Below are 15,825 nucleotides of genomic sequence, written 5' to 3' on the forward strand. Positions count from 1 at the left end.
ACGGCCTGAGCTGCGGGAGCGCGGCCGGTCACCCCGGCCGGCTGACGGCCCGCCAGCAGGCGGCGGCGATCTCGTCCAGCTGTGCGTCGGTCAGCTCCGCCTCGCCGGCGGCGAGGCGGATCGCGGGGCTGAGGGCGAGTTCGTAGAGCACCTCCAGCGGCAGTGCGAGCAGCTGGGCGGCGATGTCGGGTGAGGCCACCTGGGCCAGCAGCGGGTCGTCCTGATCGGCCAGGGCGGCCTCGTGCGCGCGGGCCCGGTACGGGGAGTGCTCGACCTGCAGCAGGAACCTGGCGTGCTCGGGGTTGGCCCGCAGGTGGCGGTAGCAGGACAGCCACAGGTCGCGGAACCACTGCTCGGCGGGGGCGTTCGGGTCCGCATCCGTCGTGACCGCGAGGTTCAGCTCGGACTTCGTCTCGCAGTACGCGGCCAGCACCAGCTCGTCCTTCGACGCGTAGTGCGTGTAGGCAGTACCGGCGGCCACGCCGGCCTGGGCCGCGACCGCGCTCATCGAGGCGCCGTGGAAGCCGTTGCGGGCGACGAGCGTGCGCAGCGCGGCGCGGACGGCCGCCGCGCGGTCCTTGGGTGCCGCCATCAGACGTGACTGGGGGAGTGCAGGTCGAGCGCGATGCCGGTCTCGCGCTCGGAGACCTCCCACAGCTTCGCGATCGCGCGGTCCATCCCGAGCCGGCGCAGGATCGGCCTGCGGACCGGGGCGCCGTTGTTGACGAACCGCGGCCCGTAGAACTCCCCGCCCCGGGCGGACGGATCCGCGGCCGCGCGCAGCTGCGGCAGCGCCCCGTCCTCGGCGGACATGCCGGTCCGGCGCGCCATCAGGTGGGCGAACCGCTGCGAGGCGCCGCCGCCCGAGCCGTGGACGCTGACCGTCTGCAGGTCGGTGTCGGACAGGCCGGGGTGCGCGATCAGGCTCGCCGTGGGCGCGCCTGCTCGCTCCAGCTCGCGCTGCAGCCCGATCCCGAAGTGGAAGTTGGCGAGCTTCGCCTGCCCGTACGCGCGCCACGGGCCGTAGCGGCCCTCCAGGTGCGGGTTGCGCACGTCGACCGGCCGGCCCAGGTGGTGGGCGGTGCTGGTCACCGTCACGACCCGGGAACCCGGTGCGCGGAGCAGCGCCGGCAGCAGCAGTGCGGTGAACGTCCAGTGGCCCAGGTGGTCGACGCCGAGCTGCATCTCGAATCCGTCCACCGTCCTCGCCTCGGCGATGGCCATCACGCCCGCGTTGTTGACCAGCAGGTCGACGCGGTCGTGCGCGGCCAGGATCCGGCCCGCCGCCTCCCGGGTCGAGGCCTGCGAGGACAGGTCCAGCGCCACCAGTTCCAGGGAGGCGTCCGGCACGCGGGCGCGGATCTCCTCGACCGCATCGGCGGCCTTCGCCTGGTTGCGCACGGCCATCACCACGTGCGCACCGCGCGCGGCGAGCTCGCGCGCGGTGACGAGTCCAAGGCCGCCGTTGGCGCCCGTGACGACGGCCGTCCGGCCCTGCTGGTCGGGAATGTCCGCTGCGGTCCAGCTCACCCTGCACCTCCGAATGAATGTTCATTCAGTCTTGCACGCGGGCGGCCGAACCGGAAGCCCCGGACCACGGCCGAGGGCAGGCCCTTCCGGGTGACCCGAGGCATGGCCGGCCCCGTTCGCGGGGATCCACGTCGTTATGCCGGAGCGCCAGGTCACCGAAGTCGAGGGCCGCCGACTGGTCCTGTCCCATCTCGACAAGGTCCTCTGGCCGGTCACCGGCTGGACCAAGGGCGAGGCGCTCTACTACTACGCGCAGGTCGCCCCGGCGATGCTGCCGCACCTGCTGCGCCGCCCCGCCACCTTCCTGCGCTTCCCCTCCGGCATCGGCGAGCAGGGCTTCTTCGCCAAGAACCCGCCGCCCGGCCTGCCCGACTGGGTGTCCACCGTGACCGTCCCGACCCACGAGGGCCCCAAGGACCGGGTCACCGTCGACGACCTCGCCACCCTGATGACCGTCGGCAACGGGTACGCGTTGGAACTGCACGTCCCGCAGTGGACGGCCGACACCGGCCCGAGCCACCACGACCGGCTGGTGGTCGACCTCGACCCGGGCCCCGGCGCCGACCTGGTGGACTGCTGCCGGGTCGCCCTGCTGATCCGCGAACGGCTGGCCGCCGACGGCCTGCGGGCCCACGCCAAGACCTCCGGCAGCAAGGGCCTGCACCTGTACGCGGCGCTGCGCCCGGCCCCGGCCAAGGCGGTCGGCGCGTACGCCAAGGCGCTGGCGGAGCGGCTCGCCGCCGACCACCCCGACCGGGTGGTGGCCCGGATGACCAAGGCGCTGCGGCGCGAGCGGGTGTTCGTCGACTGGTCGCAGAACGCGACGGCCAAGACCACCGCCGCCCCGTACACCCTGCGGGCGACCCCGGTGCCCGGTGTCTCCGCACCGGTGAGCTGGGCCGAGATCGAGGCCTGCACCAGCGCCGAGGAGCTGTCCTTCACCCCCGACCAGGTGCTCGCCCGGGTCGCCGAGCACGGTGACCTGCTGGCACCCCTGATCGACCAGGCCGACCCGCTGCCGTGAGCGCGTAGGACCCGCTGCCCCGAACGCGTACGAGGTGGTGATCCGCGGCGTGGGTCGGGGCCGTTCCGCTGGGCGGAGCACCCCACCGCCGAAGGAGCAGCAGACATGCCGACCCCAGGATTCGCCCCGGGCACGCTGGACGAGGACGGGACGCCCGTCTGGATCACCGATCTGTCGCCGGAGGACCCGAACCACACCGTGCACGTGGTCCGCGGTCTGAGCCCGACCGAGGCGCTGATGGCGCTCGGCGCCAAGCCGGGGCTGATCGTCCCGTGCGAGCTGCCCGCGGAGCGCCCCGACGAGTGGACCTCGCTCGCCCGGGCGGCCACCGGGGCGCACGACAGCGGCGCGGTGCTGCTGGCCGGCCGGATCGGCGAGTGGACCTTCGTCCACGACGACTCCGGGCTGACCTGCTACGACGAGGACGGCGAACCGCCGGCCGCGGTGCTGTCGGCCGCCGGCGGCACCGCCGCCAGCAGCACCTTCACCGTCAACGCCGACACCAGCCTCGCCTACGCGGTCGACGGGGAACTGCGCTTCTTCGTCACCGAGGAACTCGATCCGGTGCAGGACACCGAGAGCATCCCCGCCGGTCTGCGCGCGGCGGTCGAGGCGGCCGGAGTGTTCGAGGAGGACGGCCTCGACGAGGGCGAGCCGGACGGCGGGATCAACCTGCGGGTGCTCTGCGCGCTCGCCGGGCTGGACCGCACGCTGGAGGACCTGCGCCGGATCCCGCTCTGGGCCGCTCCGCTCGGCTGACTCGGCCGACTGTGCCCCGCGCCACCGCACCGGCGGTGGCGCGGGGCGCGTACCTCAGGCGGCCGGTTCGGCGATCAGCGCGGTGGCGATCCGGCGGAAGCCCACCCGGCCGTAGATCCGCGCCACGTCCTCGTCGCCGGCGGAGAGGAACACCGTCCCCGCGCCGCGCGCCCGGGCGTCGGCCACCAGGCAGGCGGTGACGGCCAGTCCCAGCCCCTGCCGGCGGGCGGTCGGCAGGGTGCCGATGCCGACCAGTTCGGTCACCTCGCCGACCGGCTGGTGCATGCCGGAGCAGACGGCGGTGCCGTCGGGCGCGAACGCGGCGGCGGTCACGGTGAGCCCGGCCCGCATCCGGTCGGCGATCCTGGTCAGTGCCGGGTCGCCGGTCAACTTCTCGGCCAGCGCGGCCAGTTCGGTGGCGCCGGCGGTGCCGACCGTGGTGCCGGGCTCGGCGAAGGCCAGTCGGGGGACGGCGATCGCGCCGGCCAGTTCGGGCGCGTCGGGGTCGAGCAGCCGGACGTCGGGGCGGGTGGGCAGCTCGGGTGCGGCCGGGTCGAGCACCATCAGCGGGTACGCCTGCACCGTCAGCCCGGTCGCCTCGACCGCGGCCCGCAGGCCGGGCGCGTTCTCGGCCACCCACTCGAAGGCCTCCGGCAGGCCCAGTTCGCGCTGCCGGGCGCGGACCCGCTCGACGTCGGCGGCGGTCGCCGCCGGCCCGTCGTGGTCGACGGCGGGCCGCCCGTAGAACGGCCAGCCGCTGCCGGTCTGCACGAACAGGGTGAGCGGTCCGAAGTCCTCGGCGCGGGCCGAGGACCGGGGGACGGCGTCGTAGTAGCGCTCGATCCGGTCGAGCAGGCGGGCGGTGTCGGGATCCGTGTCAGTGAAGTGCACAGCGCATCCAAACAGGCTGACGCCCTGTCCGCCAGAGGTTTTACGCCAGCCAAGCCCAGCCCCGACCAGCCCCGCCCAGCCCCGCCCGGCCCCGTCCGGCCAGGATCGGCCCCGCTCACCCCCGCCGCGGCCGCCCCGGCATCCGGCCCCGCCGGTGCAGCGCCCGGTGCGCGCGCCGGTTGACCAGGGTCAGCCCGATCAGGCCGATGCCGAGGCCGACCGCGGCCGCACCGCCGAGGGCGGTCCACCGCGCGGTGTCGCCCCCGCCGGTCCGGGCCAGGTCGGCGCCGCCGGTGCCCGCCCTGGTCGGGGTGCCCGCGGCGGCCGGCACCGGCCGGGCCGGGTTGCTGGTGGTGGCGCTCACCGCGGCCACCGGAGCACCCGCCGCGCTCACCGCGGCCGAGGACGGCGGCGCCGGGAAGTCCGGCAGCACGGTGGTGACCGCGAACTCCGCCCGGTCGTCGGCGGCGGAGGCGTCCGCGGGGCCGGACAGCACGGCACTGCCGGTGCGCCGGTCGAACAGCTCGAGCGGCTCCACCCGGAAGGTGAACTCCTCGGTCCCGGCGGGCGTCAGGACGCGGCTCGGGGCGCAGCCGTACGACGGGGTCGGGCCGGTGAGCGGTGCGCAGCCGGTGGGCCACTCGCTCACCCGGAGCCCCTCCGGGAAGGTGACGGTCAGCAGGCGCCGGCTCTGCGGGTCCTGGCCCGGGGCGGCGGGGGTGTCGCCGGCGTTGCGGACCGCGAAGGTGACCGCGGTGGTGGTGCCCGCGACGGCCCGCAGGTCGGTGGCGACCGCCGCGAGGTCGCCGGTCGCGGCCGCCTCGACGGTGGCGGACGCCGTGGCCGCGCCGTACGCGGCCTGCTGGGGGGCCGGTTCGGTGGTCAGGGTGAGGGCCGGGCCCGTGCCCGGGTGGCTGCCGGCCGGCCCGGAGCCCGCGGCGGGCCGGCCGGCGGAGGTCTCGACCCGATACTCGAACAGGCCGGTGGCGGGCTGCCCGCCGGCCACCGGGCGCAGCACCACCGGGGTGGCCGGCCGCAGCGCCTCGCCGGGGTGCACCACGACGTCGTCGAATCGGCACACCACCACGGTGTCGGGGGCCTGCGGGTAGCGGCAGTTGCTGTGGTTGCCGTCGACCGTGGACGCCGTCCGGGCGTCGAAGCTGAGCACCACCCCGGTGGCGTCCCGGTTGCCCCGGTTGAGCAGGCCGGTCTCGACCGGCGTCGGCCCGCCGAGCCGGATCCGTTCCGGGAGCAGCCGGGCGGCCAGGTCGGGGCCGTCGGCGATCCGGACGGTGGTGCGCGCCGGGCCGGGGTGCGCGCTCTCGTCCGCGCCGGGGACCGTCACCTGGTACCCGATCTCCCCGGTGCTGCCCGCCGCCGCGCCGGGCAGCGCGCGGACGCCCAGCCGCAGGGTGGCGGTGGCGCCGATCGCGAGCGGCGAGCAGCTGGCCCGGAGCCGTTCGGCGTCGGTGAAGCGGCAGCGCTCGGGCAGTTGGAGTTCGGCGACCCCGGCCAGGGCGCGCGCGTCGACCGCGACCTCCGGGCTGCCGGGCAGCGCCCGGCCGTCGCCGCTGCGGACGGTCAGCGCGAGCTGGTGGACGGCGGTGCCGCCCGGGGGCACCTGCTGCTGCGCCGGGCTCGGGTACGCCACCTCGAACGTGCCGCGCGGCTCGGCGGCCGCCGCCCGCACCGCCGCCCCCGGCACCAGCAGGGCCACCGCCGCCGCCATCGTCGTCAGCCCGGCCGCCGTCAGTACCCCGCGAACCCGCCACCCGGCCACATCCGGCTCCCCCGGTCGCACGCATGATCCAAAGATGCCTGATCCAAGCACCCCGGAAGCGCCCGCGCCAACTCGCCCGGCGCGCCGGATCGAGCGCCCCCGCACGGCCGGTCGGTGGGGCCGCGGCCGGTGAGCGTGCGCGGGTTCAGATCCCGGCGGCGTTGCGCGCGGCGGCGTTGCGCAGTGCGAGGAAGGTCCGGCCGTGCGAGGTCCAGCGCTCGGTCTCGGTGAACCCGGCCCGGGCGGCCCGCCGTGCGGTGGCGTCGGCGCCCAGTCGGGCCCAGCCGAAGGGCGGGCCGAGCCGGCCGTCCGGGCCCTCGACCCGGACGGTGACCCGCTCGTCCACCGGCCGGGGCTCGACCTCGACGAGCAGCCGCCCGCCCGGGGCGAGCAGGCGGGCGGCCCGGCGCAGCAGCGCGTCCGGATCGCCGCCGATGCCGAGGTTGCCGTCTGCGAGCAGGGCGGTGGGCCAGCGGCCCTCACCGGGGAGCCGGTCGAAGACCGAGCGGCAGAGCGCGAGCGCGCCGAGCCCTTGGGTGCGGGTGACGGCGGCCCGGGTGATGTCGACCCCGAGCGCCGGTATGCCGAGGGCCAGCAGTTCGGCGACCAGCCGGCCGGGCCCGCAGCCGATGTCCAGCACCGGGCCGGCCGGGCCCAGGCAGCGCAGCAGCAGGCTGTGGTCGGCGCCGGTCGCCGGGCCGCACCAGCGGTCGACCTCCAGCTCCTGCCGGACGCCGTCCGAGCGGCGCAGCCACAGCGGGCCGCGGCCGGTGCGCATCGCCTCGGCGAACGGGTCCTCGGCCCAGGGCAGCGTGGCGGTGGTCATCGGCGGCCCGCCGGCGCCGTGGCACGGACGGCCTGCCAGCGGGCGGCGAACCGCCCGCCGGGTGCCAGCGCCGCCACCCGCTCGGCGTCGTCCACCGTGTCCACGTCCACCAGTTCGGGCAGCCGGTGCACGGTCAGCCCTTCGGCGGCCAGCCGGGCGAGCAGCCGTTCGCCGGTCCGCGCGGTCGACATCTCGACGCCGAGCAGCAGCCGGCGGGCGAGCGCGGGCTCGGGGCGGGCCAGGCCCAGCGCCCAGAAGCCGCCGTCCGCCGCGGGTCCGTACCAGGCGTCCGCCCCGCCCCGGCGGGCCGCGGCGAGCGGTTCGGCCAGGGTGGCGGCGGCCAGCTGCGGGGTGTCCATGCCGACCAGCAGCGCCGGGGCGTGCGGGTCGGCGAGCGCGAAGGCGGCGGCCAGCCGGGCGTCCAGCCCACCGGCGCACTGCGCCGCGACCTCCCAGCCGGGCGGCAGCCACCGGCCCGGGGCGCCGTCCAGCACCAGCAGCCGCCGGCCGGCCGGTACCTGCGACAGCGTCGCGAGAGTGTCGGCGAGGGCCGCCTCGGCGAGTTCGGCGGCCTGCTCGGGCGTGCACGCGGGCGTCAGCCGGGTCTTCACCCGGCCGGGGACGGGCTCCTTGGCGATCACCAGCAGGGTCGGCGGCGGCGCGGCCAGCACGGCCCGCATGTCCTGGACGGCCTGGCGGGTGCCGCGCAGCGTCCCGGTGACCTTGGACCGGCCGGTCCGGGGCAGGTAGTCCACCGGTCGTTCGGCGATCCGCATCCCGGCGGCGGAGGCGGCCAGCACCATCTCCAGCGGGTAGCCGGAGCGCCGGTCGCCGAGACCGAGGGCGAGCAGCCGTTCGCGCCGGGCCGCCCGCATCGGGCCGAGGTCGTGCAGCGGCGCACCGGTGCGGGCCCGCAGCCGGCGGGCCAGTTCGGCGTTGGCGAGCCGGGCGTGCGCCGGCCAGGCGCCGCGCGCGGTCGGCCGGCGGCGGCCGAGCACCAGATCGGCCTCGCCGGCCAGCAACGGGCCGGTCACCCGGGGGAGCTGGGCCGGATCGAGCGAGCCGTCGCAGTCCAGGAAGCAGACCACCTCGGCGGTGGCGGCCAGCAGCCCGGCGTGGCAGGCGGCGCCGAAGCCGCGGCGGGGCTCGTGCACCACGGTCGCGCCGAGCGAGCGGGCCAGCTCGGCGGAGCCGTCCGAGGAGCCGTTGTCGACCACGACGGCACGCCAGCCGGACGGGATCCGGCCGAGCACCCAGGGCAGCGCGGCCGCCTCGTCGAGGCAGGGCAGCACCACGTCGACCGGCGCGGGGGCGGGCCGGGAGAAGGTCAGGGAAGGACTGGTCACCGGGCCAAACTACCCAGGGGAATGCGGACAAAAGCCGCATCGGCTCCTTACGGAAGTCGTACGGGACGTGGGCTCCGGCGGCGGCCGTCCGGCGGCCTCCTATCCTCGAAGCGTGATCGAGTCCCTCTCCTGCGGCCGCGTCCTCGTGGTCGACGACGACCCCACCGTCGCCGAGGTCGTCTCCGGCTACCTGCACCGCGCGGGCTACCTGGTCGACCGCGCCTCCGACGGCTTCCAGGCGCTGGCCCGCGCCACCGAGCACCGGCCTGACCTGGTGGTGCTGGACCTGATGCTGCCCGGCCTGGACGGGCTGGAGGTCTGCCGGCGGCTGCGCGCCACCGAGGCCGGCGCCGACCTGCCGGTGGTGATGCTCACCGCCAGGGGCGAGGAGGCCGACCGCATCGCCGGCCTGGAGCTCGGCGCCGACGACTACGTCACCAAGCCGTTCAGCCCGCGCGAGCTGGTGCTGCGGGTGCAGTCCGTGCTGCGCCGGGCCAGGGCCGCCGCGCCCGCCGCCGAGCAGCTGAGCGCCGGTGACCTCCGGCTGGACCAGCAGGCCCGGCGCGCCTACCGGTCCGATCGCGAACTCGCGCTCACGCTGCGGGAGTTCGACCTGCTGGCGTTCCTGGTCCGGCACCCCGGCAAGGCGTTCGGCCGGGAGGAGCTGATGCAGCGGGTCTGGGGCTGGGAGTTCGGCGACCAGTCCACCGTCACCGTCCACGTCCGCCGGTTGCGCGAGAAGATCGAGGACGACCCGGCCGCCCCGGTGCTGATCAGCACCGTCTGGGGCGTCGGCTACCGCTTCGACCCGGCGAAGGGCTGAACCACCGTGAACGACCTGCTGCTGATCGCCCTGCTCTCGGGGGCCGGCGCCGGCTGCGCGGGCCTGCTGGGCTGGCCCGTGGTGCGGCTGCTGCGCCGCCGCTCGCTCGCGCTCTCGCTGCTGACGGTGGCCGCGGTGACGGTGCTCGCCATGACGGCCGGGACGCTGACCGTCGCCCAGGCGATGTTCCTCTCGCACCACGACCTCGGCGTGGTGATAGCGGTGACCCTGATGGCCGCGGCCGTCTCGCTGTTCACCGCCGCCCTGCTCGGCCGCCAGGTGGTGGCCGGCAGCCGGGCGCTCGCCGAGGCCGCCCGCACGGTCGGCAGCGACGCCGGCTTCACCGCGCCGCGCCATCCGCTCGGATCCGAACTGGCTGCGCTGAGCGCCGAGTTGGCGGCCACCAGTGCCAGGCTGGCGGAGTCCAGGCAGCGCGAGCAGGCGCTCGAGCACTCGCGCCGGGAGCTGATCGCCTGGATCTCGCACGACCTGCGGACCCCGCTGGCGGGCCTGCGGGCGATGGCCGAGGCGCTGGAGGACGGCGTCGCCGACGACCCGGCCCGCTACCTGGCGCAGATCCGGGCCGAGGTGGAGCGGCTCACCGGGATGGTGGACGATCTCTTCGAGCTGTCCCGGATCCAGGCCGGCGCGCTGGCCCTGACGCCCACCCGGGTCTCGGTCTACGACCTGGTCGGCGACGCCATCGCCGGTGCCGATCCGCTGGCCAGGGAGCGCGGGGTGCGGTTGGAGGGCGGTCTGGTGGCCGCCGAGCCGGTCCGGGTGGACGGCCGGGAGATCACCCGGGTGCTGGCCAACCTGCTGGTGAACGCGATCCGTTCGACCCCCGCGGACGGCGTGGTGGCGGTCGCCGCCCGCCGGGAGGCGGACGAGGTGCTGGTCTCGGTCACCGACGGCTGCGGCGGCATCCCGGAGCCCGACCTGCCGCGGGTCTTCGAGACCGGCTGGCGCGGCGGCAGCGCCCGCACCCCGAGGGCGGCCGGGGCCGGCGCGAGCGGCCCGCACCACGGCGACACCGGGGCGGGCCTGGGGCTGGCGATCGTGCGCGGCATCGTGGAGGCCCACGCGGGCCGGGCCAGCGTCCGCAACGTCACCGGCGGTTGCTGCTTCGAGATCGCGCTGCCCGCGGCCGCCGTCGCGGGCTGAGCCCGGAGGCTGTCGCCGGCCGGGGCGCCGAGGACGGGCGTCAGAACTGGAGCGCCCAGCGGTCGAGGTACCCGGTGGCGCCGAGGGTCTCGTCGGTGACCCGCAGCCGCCAGCGGCCGGTGGCGGTCTCGGCCGAGGCGTTCACGGTGAACACCCGGCCCAGGTCGGTGCTCCAGTCGTCCTCGTCGAAGTCCCGGAGCAGGTAGGAGCGGCCGCTCGAGGCGCGCAGCTCGACCCGCAGGTTGCCGATCCACGGGTGCTTGATGTCCACCTCCACCTCCAGCGCGGCCGGGGCGCGGCCCGGGACCCCGGTGACGGTGATCGGCGACTCGACGGTGGCCTCGTCCGGCACCGGCAGGTCCGTGGTGTTCTCGAACCGCGGCCCGGGCGGGACGGCGGGCGCGGCGCCGGAGTGCAGCAGCCGGTTCGGTGTACCGGTGCCCGGATCGGTCACGACGCCGCCGGTGGCGTCGGCGACCAGGGCGGCGGACACCTGGGCGGGGGTGGCGGTCGGGTGGTCGGCCAGGTAGAGCGCGACGGCGCCGGTCACGTGCGGGGCGGCCATCGAGGTGCCGGAGAGGGTGGCGGTGTCCTGGTCGTCCCAGAAGTACGCCGAGGGGATGTTCACGCCCGGGGCGAACAGGTCGACCAGCGGGCCGTAGTTGGAGAAGTCGGCCCGGGTGTCGGTGCGGTCGGTGGCGCCTACGGTGATCGCGGTGGGCACCCGGGCGGGGGAGTGGCCCGAGGCGTCGGCGCCGTCGTTGCCGGCCGCGGCGACGTAGGTGATCCCCGAGGCGATCGAGTTGCGCACGGCGGTGTCGAGCGCGTCGTCCGGATCGCCGCCCAGGCTCAGGTTGGCGACGGCGGGCCTGTGCGCGTTGCGGGTCACCCAGTCGATCCCCGCCACCACCTGCTCGGTGGTGCCGTAGCCGGCGTCGTCGAGCACCCGGACCGAGACGATCCGCGCCTTGTCGGCCACCCCGAAGCTTGCACCGGCGACGGTCGCCGCCACATGGGTGCCGTGCCCGTAGCCGTCGTCGGCCTCGGTGTCGCCGTCGATCGCGTCGTAGCCGTACGAGGCCCGGCCGCCGAACTCCTGATGGCTGATCAGCACGCCGGTGTCGATGATGTACGCGGTCACACCGGCGCCGCCGCCGTTCTGGTAGGTGTACCGGAAGTCGAGCGGCGGCCGGCGCTGGTCGATCCGGTCCAGGCCCCAGGACGGCGGGTTGGTCCGGGTGGTGTCGGCCCGCACCCGCCGGTTCTGCACCACCTCGGCGACGGCCGGGTCGGCGGCGAGCTGCCTGGCCGCGCGCTCGGTGAGTTCGATCGCGTAGCCGTCCAGTGCCGCCGTGTAGGTCTGCCGCAGGGTGCCGCCGAACTTCCCGGCCAGTGCCGCTCCGCGCTCCCGACTCGCCTTCACCGCGGCCGGTTTGAGGATCACCAGGTAGCTGCCCGGGATGCTGCCGGGCGCCCCGGCCCCGTGCACCGCGGCCTCGGGCGGCGCCGTCGCGGCGGCGGGTGCCGCGCCCGCCACGCCGAGCAGGAGGGTCACCGTGGCGGCGAGTGCGGCCGCGGTGCACCGGTGCCGAAGGCGTCCCATCCGGACGGCCCCCTTCCGCCGAGCGCTCCGCACCCGGTGTCAGCTGACGTGAACGAGCTTGCGCTGTCCACAGACTGACGTATCGTGAGGTCGCTGACAAGGGGGTGGTCCGGCGGTCAGGCGACCGCTCCGGAGGTCCACTCCTGGAGCCGGGAGACCAGGTCGTCCCACACCCCGGTGACCAGCAGGAGGCCGACCCCGACCAGCATCGCGCCACCGAGTCGCATCACCCACACGTAGTGCCGCTTCACCCGCCCGAAGGCGGACAGCGCCCGGCGGAATGCCAGCGCGGTCACCACGAAGGGCAGGCCGAGCCCCAGGCAGTAGACCGCCATCAGCAGCGCGCCCCGGCCCGCGCTCGCCTGGCTCCACGCCAGGCCCTGCACGGCGGCGAGGGTCGGGCCGATGCAGGGCGTCCAGCCGATGCCGAACACGAAGCCGAGCAGCGGGGCCCCGGCCAGCCCGACCGCGGGCCGGCGGTGGGTGCGCAGCTCCCGTTGCGAGAGCCCCGGCAGCAGCCCCAGGAACGCCAGGCCCATCAGGACGGTCACCGCGCCCAGGACGGTGGTGATGATCCGCCGGTGGTCCAGCAGGGTCGCGCCGAAGTAGCCGAACAGCGCGCCGCCGGAGACGAACACGGCGGTGAAGCCCAGCACGAACAGCAGCGAGCCGACCAGCATCCGGCCCCGGCGCCGGTCGGTGGCGTCGGCCAGGTCGGCGGCGGAGAAGCCGGTGACGTAGCTGAGGTAGCCGGGCACCAGCGGCAGCACGCAGGGCGAGAAGAAGGAGACCAGCCCGCCGGCGAGGGCGACGGGCACGGCCAGCAGCAGACTGCCCCGGGTCAGGGTGGCGCTGCCGTCGAAGGCGAGCAGGGCGGTGTTCACGAGGTCTCCGCGAGTGGTCGAGGGCGTGCGGGGGGATTCAAAAGTGCGCGGGGACGGCGGGCGGAGCCCCGGACCGTCCCCGCGCCCCGGGCCGGTCAGCCGGCGGCGCTGACCCCGGGACCGTCGACCGTCAGGACCACCGGATGGTCCAGCACGGGCATCAGACAGCCCTTCGCCTCGCCGCACGCCGCGTAGCTGACGTACACGGTCGCGCTGCCCCGCCCGGAGGCGCGCAGCTTCAAGGTGGCGTGCACCGGGCCGTCCGGGTAGACCGGCACGGGGGTGTCCGACCCGGCCAGGGTGATCCGGCGGACCTCGGCCCGGACGGCGAGCGGCTCCGGCGCGGCGAGCACGCCGTCGACCCGGACCGCGGTCGGCCGGCCCACCCCGTCGACCCCGTCCGCCGGCAGGTCGGTGCTGTAGAGGTGGAACCCGCTCTCGTCGGGGGCGAGATCGAGGTCCAGCGTGCCGCCGGCCGCGCTCCAGTCGTGCGCGGTGAGGGTGACGGTCACCCCGCTGTCGTCGAAGCGGACCGTGGGCGATCCGGCTGCCGCCGGCGCCGAGGAGCAGCCGGCCGCCAGCACGCCCAGCGCCGCCAGCGCGGCGGCGCCGGTGCGCCGCCGGGCGCTCACGCGGCCCACTGCTTCAGGAAGCCGGTGAAGCCCGAGGCGGTCAGCGCGGGCAGCGCGCCGGTGTTGGTGTCCGTGCGCACCTTCCCGTCCGGCGTGACCACGATCAGCACCGGCATCTTGTAGCTGCCCTGCGAGTCGTAGGTGCGCAGCAGGTTGAAGTTGGTGGTGCTGTGGTCACCGATGTCGATCTGCACGAAGTGGTACGAGGAGTTGAGCGCGCCCTGCACCTTGGCGTCCCCGAGGACCTTGTCCAGCGCCTTGCAGTTGCCGCACCAGGAGGCGCCGAAGTCGAGCAGCACGTTGCGCCCGTCCGCCTTCGCCTGCTTGAGCGCGGCGGCCACCGCGGCCGGTGAATCGGCGGTCGCCGAGTAACCGAACGAGGTCGGGTTGGCCGCCGGGGCCGCCGCGCCACCCGCCTTCGGGGCTGCGGACGCGGACGCCTTCGCGCCCGCCGCCGGGCTGCTCGCCGAGGGACGTGCCGAACTCGGGGCGGCGGGCGGCGCGCTGGACGGTGTGGCGGACGGCGTGGCCGTCTCCGGGGGCGCGGTGACGATGTTGATCGGCTCCGGCAGGGCGGGGGCCTCGGCGGCGGCGGCAACCGCGGAGGAGGTCGCCTCGGTGCCGGGGTCGGCCGGGCCGCAGGCCGTCAGACCGGCGGCGGTGGCGACGGAGAGCGCGATCAGCAGGGCGGGGGAGCGACGCACGGTGGTTCCTTCGGGATGCGGAGGGTCGGACGGGAGACGGAGGTCGGTCGGGGCGGGGCCCCGGTGGTCAGTCGGAGAAGTCCTGGGTGAGCCAGACCGCGCCGGAGCCGTCGCGCAGGACCGCGATGCCGACGTGGGTGAACTTCGGGCTCAGGATGTTGCGCCGGTGGCCGTCGTCCGGCGGGCGCTCGGCGAGCATGTCCTGGGTCAGCCGGACGGCCATGGCGGCGCTCGCGGAGCCGGCGGCGACCGGGCCGCCGGTGCCGATGTTCTCGCCGGCGGCGCCCCAGCGGACGCCGGCCGCGTTCTCCCGCGCACCGAGCGCGGCCTCGCCGGCGCACTGGTGGGACAGCCCGCAGCCGCCCGACATCACCTGGCTGTGCGCGGTCGCGCTCCCGGTGAGTCCCGTCGTCAGGGTGTAGGCGGTCAGCCCCTGGTCGGCGCGCGCCTTGTTGATCACCGCCAGGACCTGCTGGACGGCGTCCCCGTCGGCGGGGGCGGCAGCCGCGGCCGGCTGCGCCGCGGTCGCCCGCTTCGAGGCGGCGGGTGCGGCGGCCGTCGCGGAGGTGGCGGCGGCCACGGGGGAGGACGGCGCCGCCGGGGCGGGCTGCGCCGCGGTGCTCGCCCCGCCGGTGGCGGCCGGATCGGCGGCCGGCCCGCTCGGGTCGATCCCTCCGGCGGAGGGGGCGCCGCTCGCGGCGGCGGATGCCGGTACGGCGGTCGGTGCGGCGGCGAGTTCGGCCGCCGCACCGCCGCTGCCGTCCGGCCGTTCGGCGACCGCGACCGCCAGGCTGCCGGCGGCGAGCACCAGCACCCCCGCCACGACCGCCCGCGGCAGGCGGGCCGACCGGCGCGGGGACCGGTGCGACCGGGCGGGGCTGGGGCGCGGCAGGGCGCGCTGAGGAGAGCTCATGGGGGCGTACCTTCGGGTCGGGAACCAGGCCCCGGACGGCAGGCCGCGTGCCGCGGCCGCCGGGGCGGGAACTTCCGTACCGGCCGGGCCCCCGTCGAGGTGGTGCCCGGTCTGCGGAAGGCAGGCCCGTACGCCGCTCGCGAGGCGATCCGTACGGCGGGACGCCCGGGTCTGCGCTTGCCCTGACGGGCGGTCCGGAACGTGCCTGCGACAGCGAGCATAGGCAGGTCGAAGCGGTCCGGAACCGGTCCGCGCCGATCTTTAGACTCGGCTAAGGAAGCCCGCATCCTCCGCTTCGCCGGCGGCGTCCGCCCGGCCGCGCGGCCCGGCGGGCGGGTGGCTCAGAGCGCGCTCTCGCGGACCGAGGACTGGGCCCGCGGGGTGACCGTCGAGGTGATCTGCGAGCGGTGGTCGGCGCTGGTGAAGACGACCTGGAGGGTGCGGGCGTCGCCCTGCGAGGTCTGCGTGGTGAAGCCCGGCGCCGGCAGCGCGGAGATCAGGCAGACGGCGCTCTCCCCGTACCGCACCGACACCTGCCCGCCGGTCGACTTCACCGTGTACACCCCGGGGCCGCCCGGGCAGCCCCCGGTCCGGTCCCCGCCCGGGGTGCCGGCCGGCGCCGGGGCGGCTTTGGAACGGGAGGCGGACGCCGTCGGGCCGGGTGTCCGGCCGGTCGTGGCACCGGCGGTGGCGCCGGCCGGCGGCGAGGCGGACGCCGAGGGGCTGGGCGCGGCCGAGGTCGGCCCGCCCGGCGCACCCGACTCGGCGGACCCCACCGCCGAGGACCCCGGCGGAGACCCGTCGAGCTGCGCCGACCCCGCGTGCACGGTCGGCGGCACGTCCGTGGTGGAGTCGATCACGAAACCGATCGACAGGAAGACCGCCGTCACGGCGAAGGCCGTGCAGAGCAGCCAGAGCAGCAGGGGACGGACGAGACGGGGCACGG

General features: G+C 76.4%; 16 protein-coding genes and 1 pseudogene. 4 read left to right on the plus strand and 13 right to left on the minus strand.

Features of this window, described 5'->3' with window-relative positions:
- Window positions 1–28: 28 nt before the first annotated feature.
- Together ABT014_RS32415 and ABT014_RS32420 are read right to left on the minus strand one after the other, a co-directional pair.
- A complete protein-coding gene (locus ABT014_RS32415; protein ID WP_350643080.1) occupies window positions 29–592 on the minus strand; it encodes a TetR family transcriptional regulator in 564 nt (187 codons plus the stop codon).
- Complete coding sequence (locus ABT014_RS32420; protein WP_350643082.1) at window positions 592–1,530, minus strand: oxidoreductase; 939 nt, start codon at window positions 1,528–1,530, stop codon at window positions 592–594. The genes ABT014_RS32415 and ABT014_RS32420 overlap by 1 nt, the downstream gene beginning before the upstream one ends.
- 136 nt (window positions 1,531–1,666) lie before the next feature.
- On the opposite strand from ABT014_RS32420, the gene ligD reads away from it, so the two are divergent.
- Together ligD and ABT014_RS32430 are read left to right on the plus strand one after the other, a co-directional pair.
- Complete coding sequence (ligD, locus tag ABT014_RS32425; RefSeq protein ID WP_350643084.1) at window positions 1,667–2,554, plus strand: non-homologous end-joining DNA ligase; 888 nt, start codon at window positions 1,667–1,669, stop codon at window positions 2,552–2,554.
- Between the two features lie 105 nt (window positions 2,555–2,659).
- Complete coding sequence (locus ABT014_RS32430; RefSeq protein ID WP_350643086.1) at window positions 2,660–3,313, plus strand: DUF6461 domain-containing protein; 654 nt, start codon at window positions 2,660–2,662, stop codon at window positions 3,311–3,313.
- Between the two features lie 54 nt (window positions 3,314–3,367).
- On the opposite strand, the gene ABT014_RS32435 is transcribed toward ABT014_RS32430, so the two are convergent.
- The 5 genes and pseudogenes from ABT014_RS32435 to ABT014_RS32455 all read right to left on the minus strand — a co-directional run.
- The gene (locus tag ABT014_RS32435; RefSeq protein WP_350643087.1) at window positions 3,368–4,204 is read right to left on the minus strand and encodes a GNAT family N-acetyltransferase; all 837 of its coding nucleotides are present in this window, start codon (window positions 4,202–4,204) and stop codon (window positions 3,368–3,370) included.
- Between the two features lie 115 nt (window positions 4,205–4,319).
- Window positions 4,320–5,984, minus strand: coding sequence for a COG1361 family protein (locus ABT014_RS32440; protein ID WP_350643088.1), 1,665 nt, complete (start codon window positions 5,982–5,984; stop codon window positions 4,320–4,322).
- A gap of 145 nt (window positions 5,985–6,129) precedes the next feature.
- Window positions 6,130–6,810: a methyltransferase domain-containing protein gene (locus ABT014_RS32445; protein ID WP_350643089.1), complete on the minus strand. Its 681-nt coding sequence runs from the start codon at window positions 6,808–6,810 to the stop codon at window positions 6,130–6,132.
- Window positions 6,807–7,490 carry a TIGR04282 family arsenosugar biosynthesis glycosyltransferase gene (locus ABT014_RS32450; protein ID WP_350643127.1) on the minus strand — a complete coding sequence of 228 codons (684 nt, stop codon included), beginning with the start codon at window positions 7,488–7,490 and terminating at the stop codon, window positions 6,807–6,809. Before ABT014_RS32450 ends, ABT014_RS32445 begins: the two co-directional genes overlap by 4 nt.
- Window positions 7,464–8,141, minus strand: a pseudogene (locus tag ABT014_RS32455) (glycosyltransferase family 2 protein); the annotation flags it as partial. The gene ABT014_RS32450 and the pseudogene ABT014_RS32455, both read right to left, overlap by 27 nt.
- A gap of 127 nt (window positions 8,142–8,268) precedes the next feature.
- Between ABT014_RS32455 and ABT014_RS32460 the strand changes: the two are divergent.
- Window positions 8,269–8,979, plus strand: coding sequence for a response regulator transcription factor (locus tag ABT014_RS32460; protein WP_350643091.1), 711 nt, complete (start codon window positions 8,269–8,271; stop codon window positions 8,977–8,979).
- A 6-nt stretch (window positions 8,980–8,985) separates the two neighbouring features.
- A complete protein-coding gene (locus ABT014_RS32465; protein WP_350643093.1) occupies window positions 8,986–10,143 on the plus strand; it encodes a sensor histidine kinase in 1,158 nt (385 codons plus the stop codon).
- Between the two features lie 40 nt (window positions 10,144–10,183).
- On the opposite strand, the gene ABT014_RS32470 is transcribed toward ABT014_RS32465, so the two are convergent.
- The 6 genes from ABT014_RS32470 to ABT014_RS32495 form a co-directional block, all read right to left on the minus strand.
- A complete protein-coding gene (locus ABT014_RS32470; RefSeq protein ID WP_350643095.1) occupies window positions 10,184–11,746 on the minus strand; it encodes a S8 family serine peptidase in 1,563 nt (520 codons plus the stop codon).
- Between the two features lie 116 nt (window positions 11,747–11,862).
- Window positions 11,863–12,630: a cytochrome c biogenesis CcdA family protein gene (locus tag ABT014_RS32475; RefSeq protein WP_350643096.1), complete on the minus strand. Its 768-nt coding sequence runs from the start codon at window positions 12,628–12,630 to the stop codon at window positions 11,863–11,865.
- A 95-nt stretch (window positions 12,631–12,725) separates the two neighbouring features.
- Window positions 12,726–13,262, minus strand: coding sequence for a hypothetical protein (locus ABT014_RS32480; RefSeq protein WP_350643097.1), 537 nt, complete (start codon window positions 13,260–13,262; stop codon window positions 12,726–12,728).
- Window positions 13,259–13,966 (minus strand): thioredoxin family protein, encoded by a 708-nt coding sequence (locus ABT014_RS32485; RefSeq protein WP_350643098.1) that lies wholly within the window; start codon window positions 13,964–13,966, stop codon window positions 13,259–13,261. The genes ABT014_RS32480 and ABT014_RS32485 overlap by 4 nt, the downstream gene beginning before the upstream one ends.
- 67 nt (window positions 13,967–14,033) lie before the next feature.
- Window positions 14,034–14,879 carry a CAP domain-containing protein gene (locus ABT014_RS32490; RefSeq protein ID WP_350643100.1) on the minus strand — a complete coding sequence of 282 codons (846 nt, stop codon included), beginning with the start codon at window positions 14,877–14,879 and terminating at the stop codon, window positions 14,034–14,036.
- Window positions 14,880–15,220: 341 nt separating this feature from the next.
- Window positions 15,221–15,823 (minus strand): hypothetical protein, encoded by a 603-nt coding sequence (locus tag ABT014_RS32495; protein WP_350643102.1) that lies wholly within the window; start codon window positions 15,821–15,823, stop codon window positions 15,221–15,223.
- Window positions 15,824–15,825 lie beyond the last annotated feature (2 nt).

Source organism: Kitasatospora sp. NPDC094015 (assembly GCF_040304075.1).
Taxonomy (GTDB): domain Bacteria; phylum Actinomycetota; class Actinomycetes; order Streptomycetales; family Streptomycetaceae; genus Kitasatospora.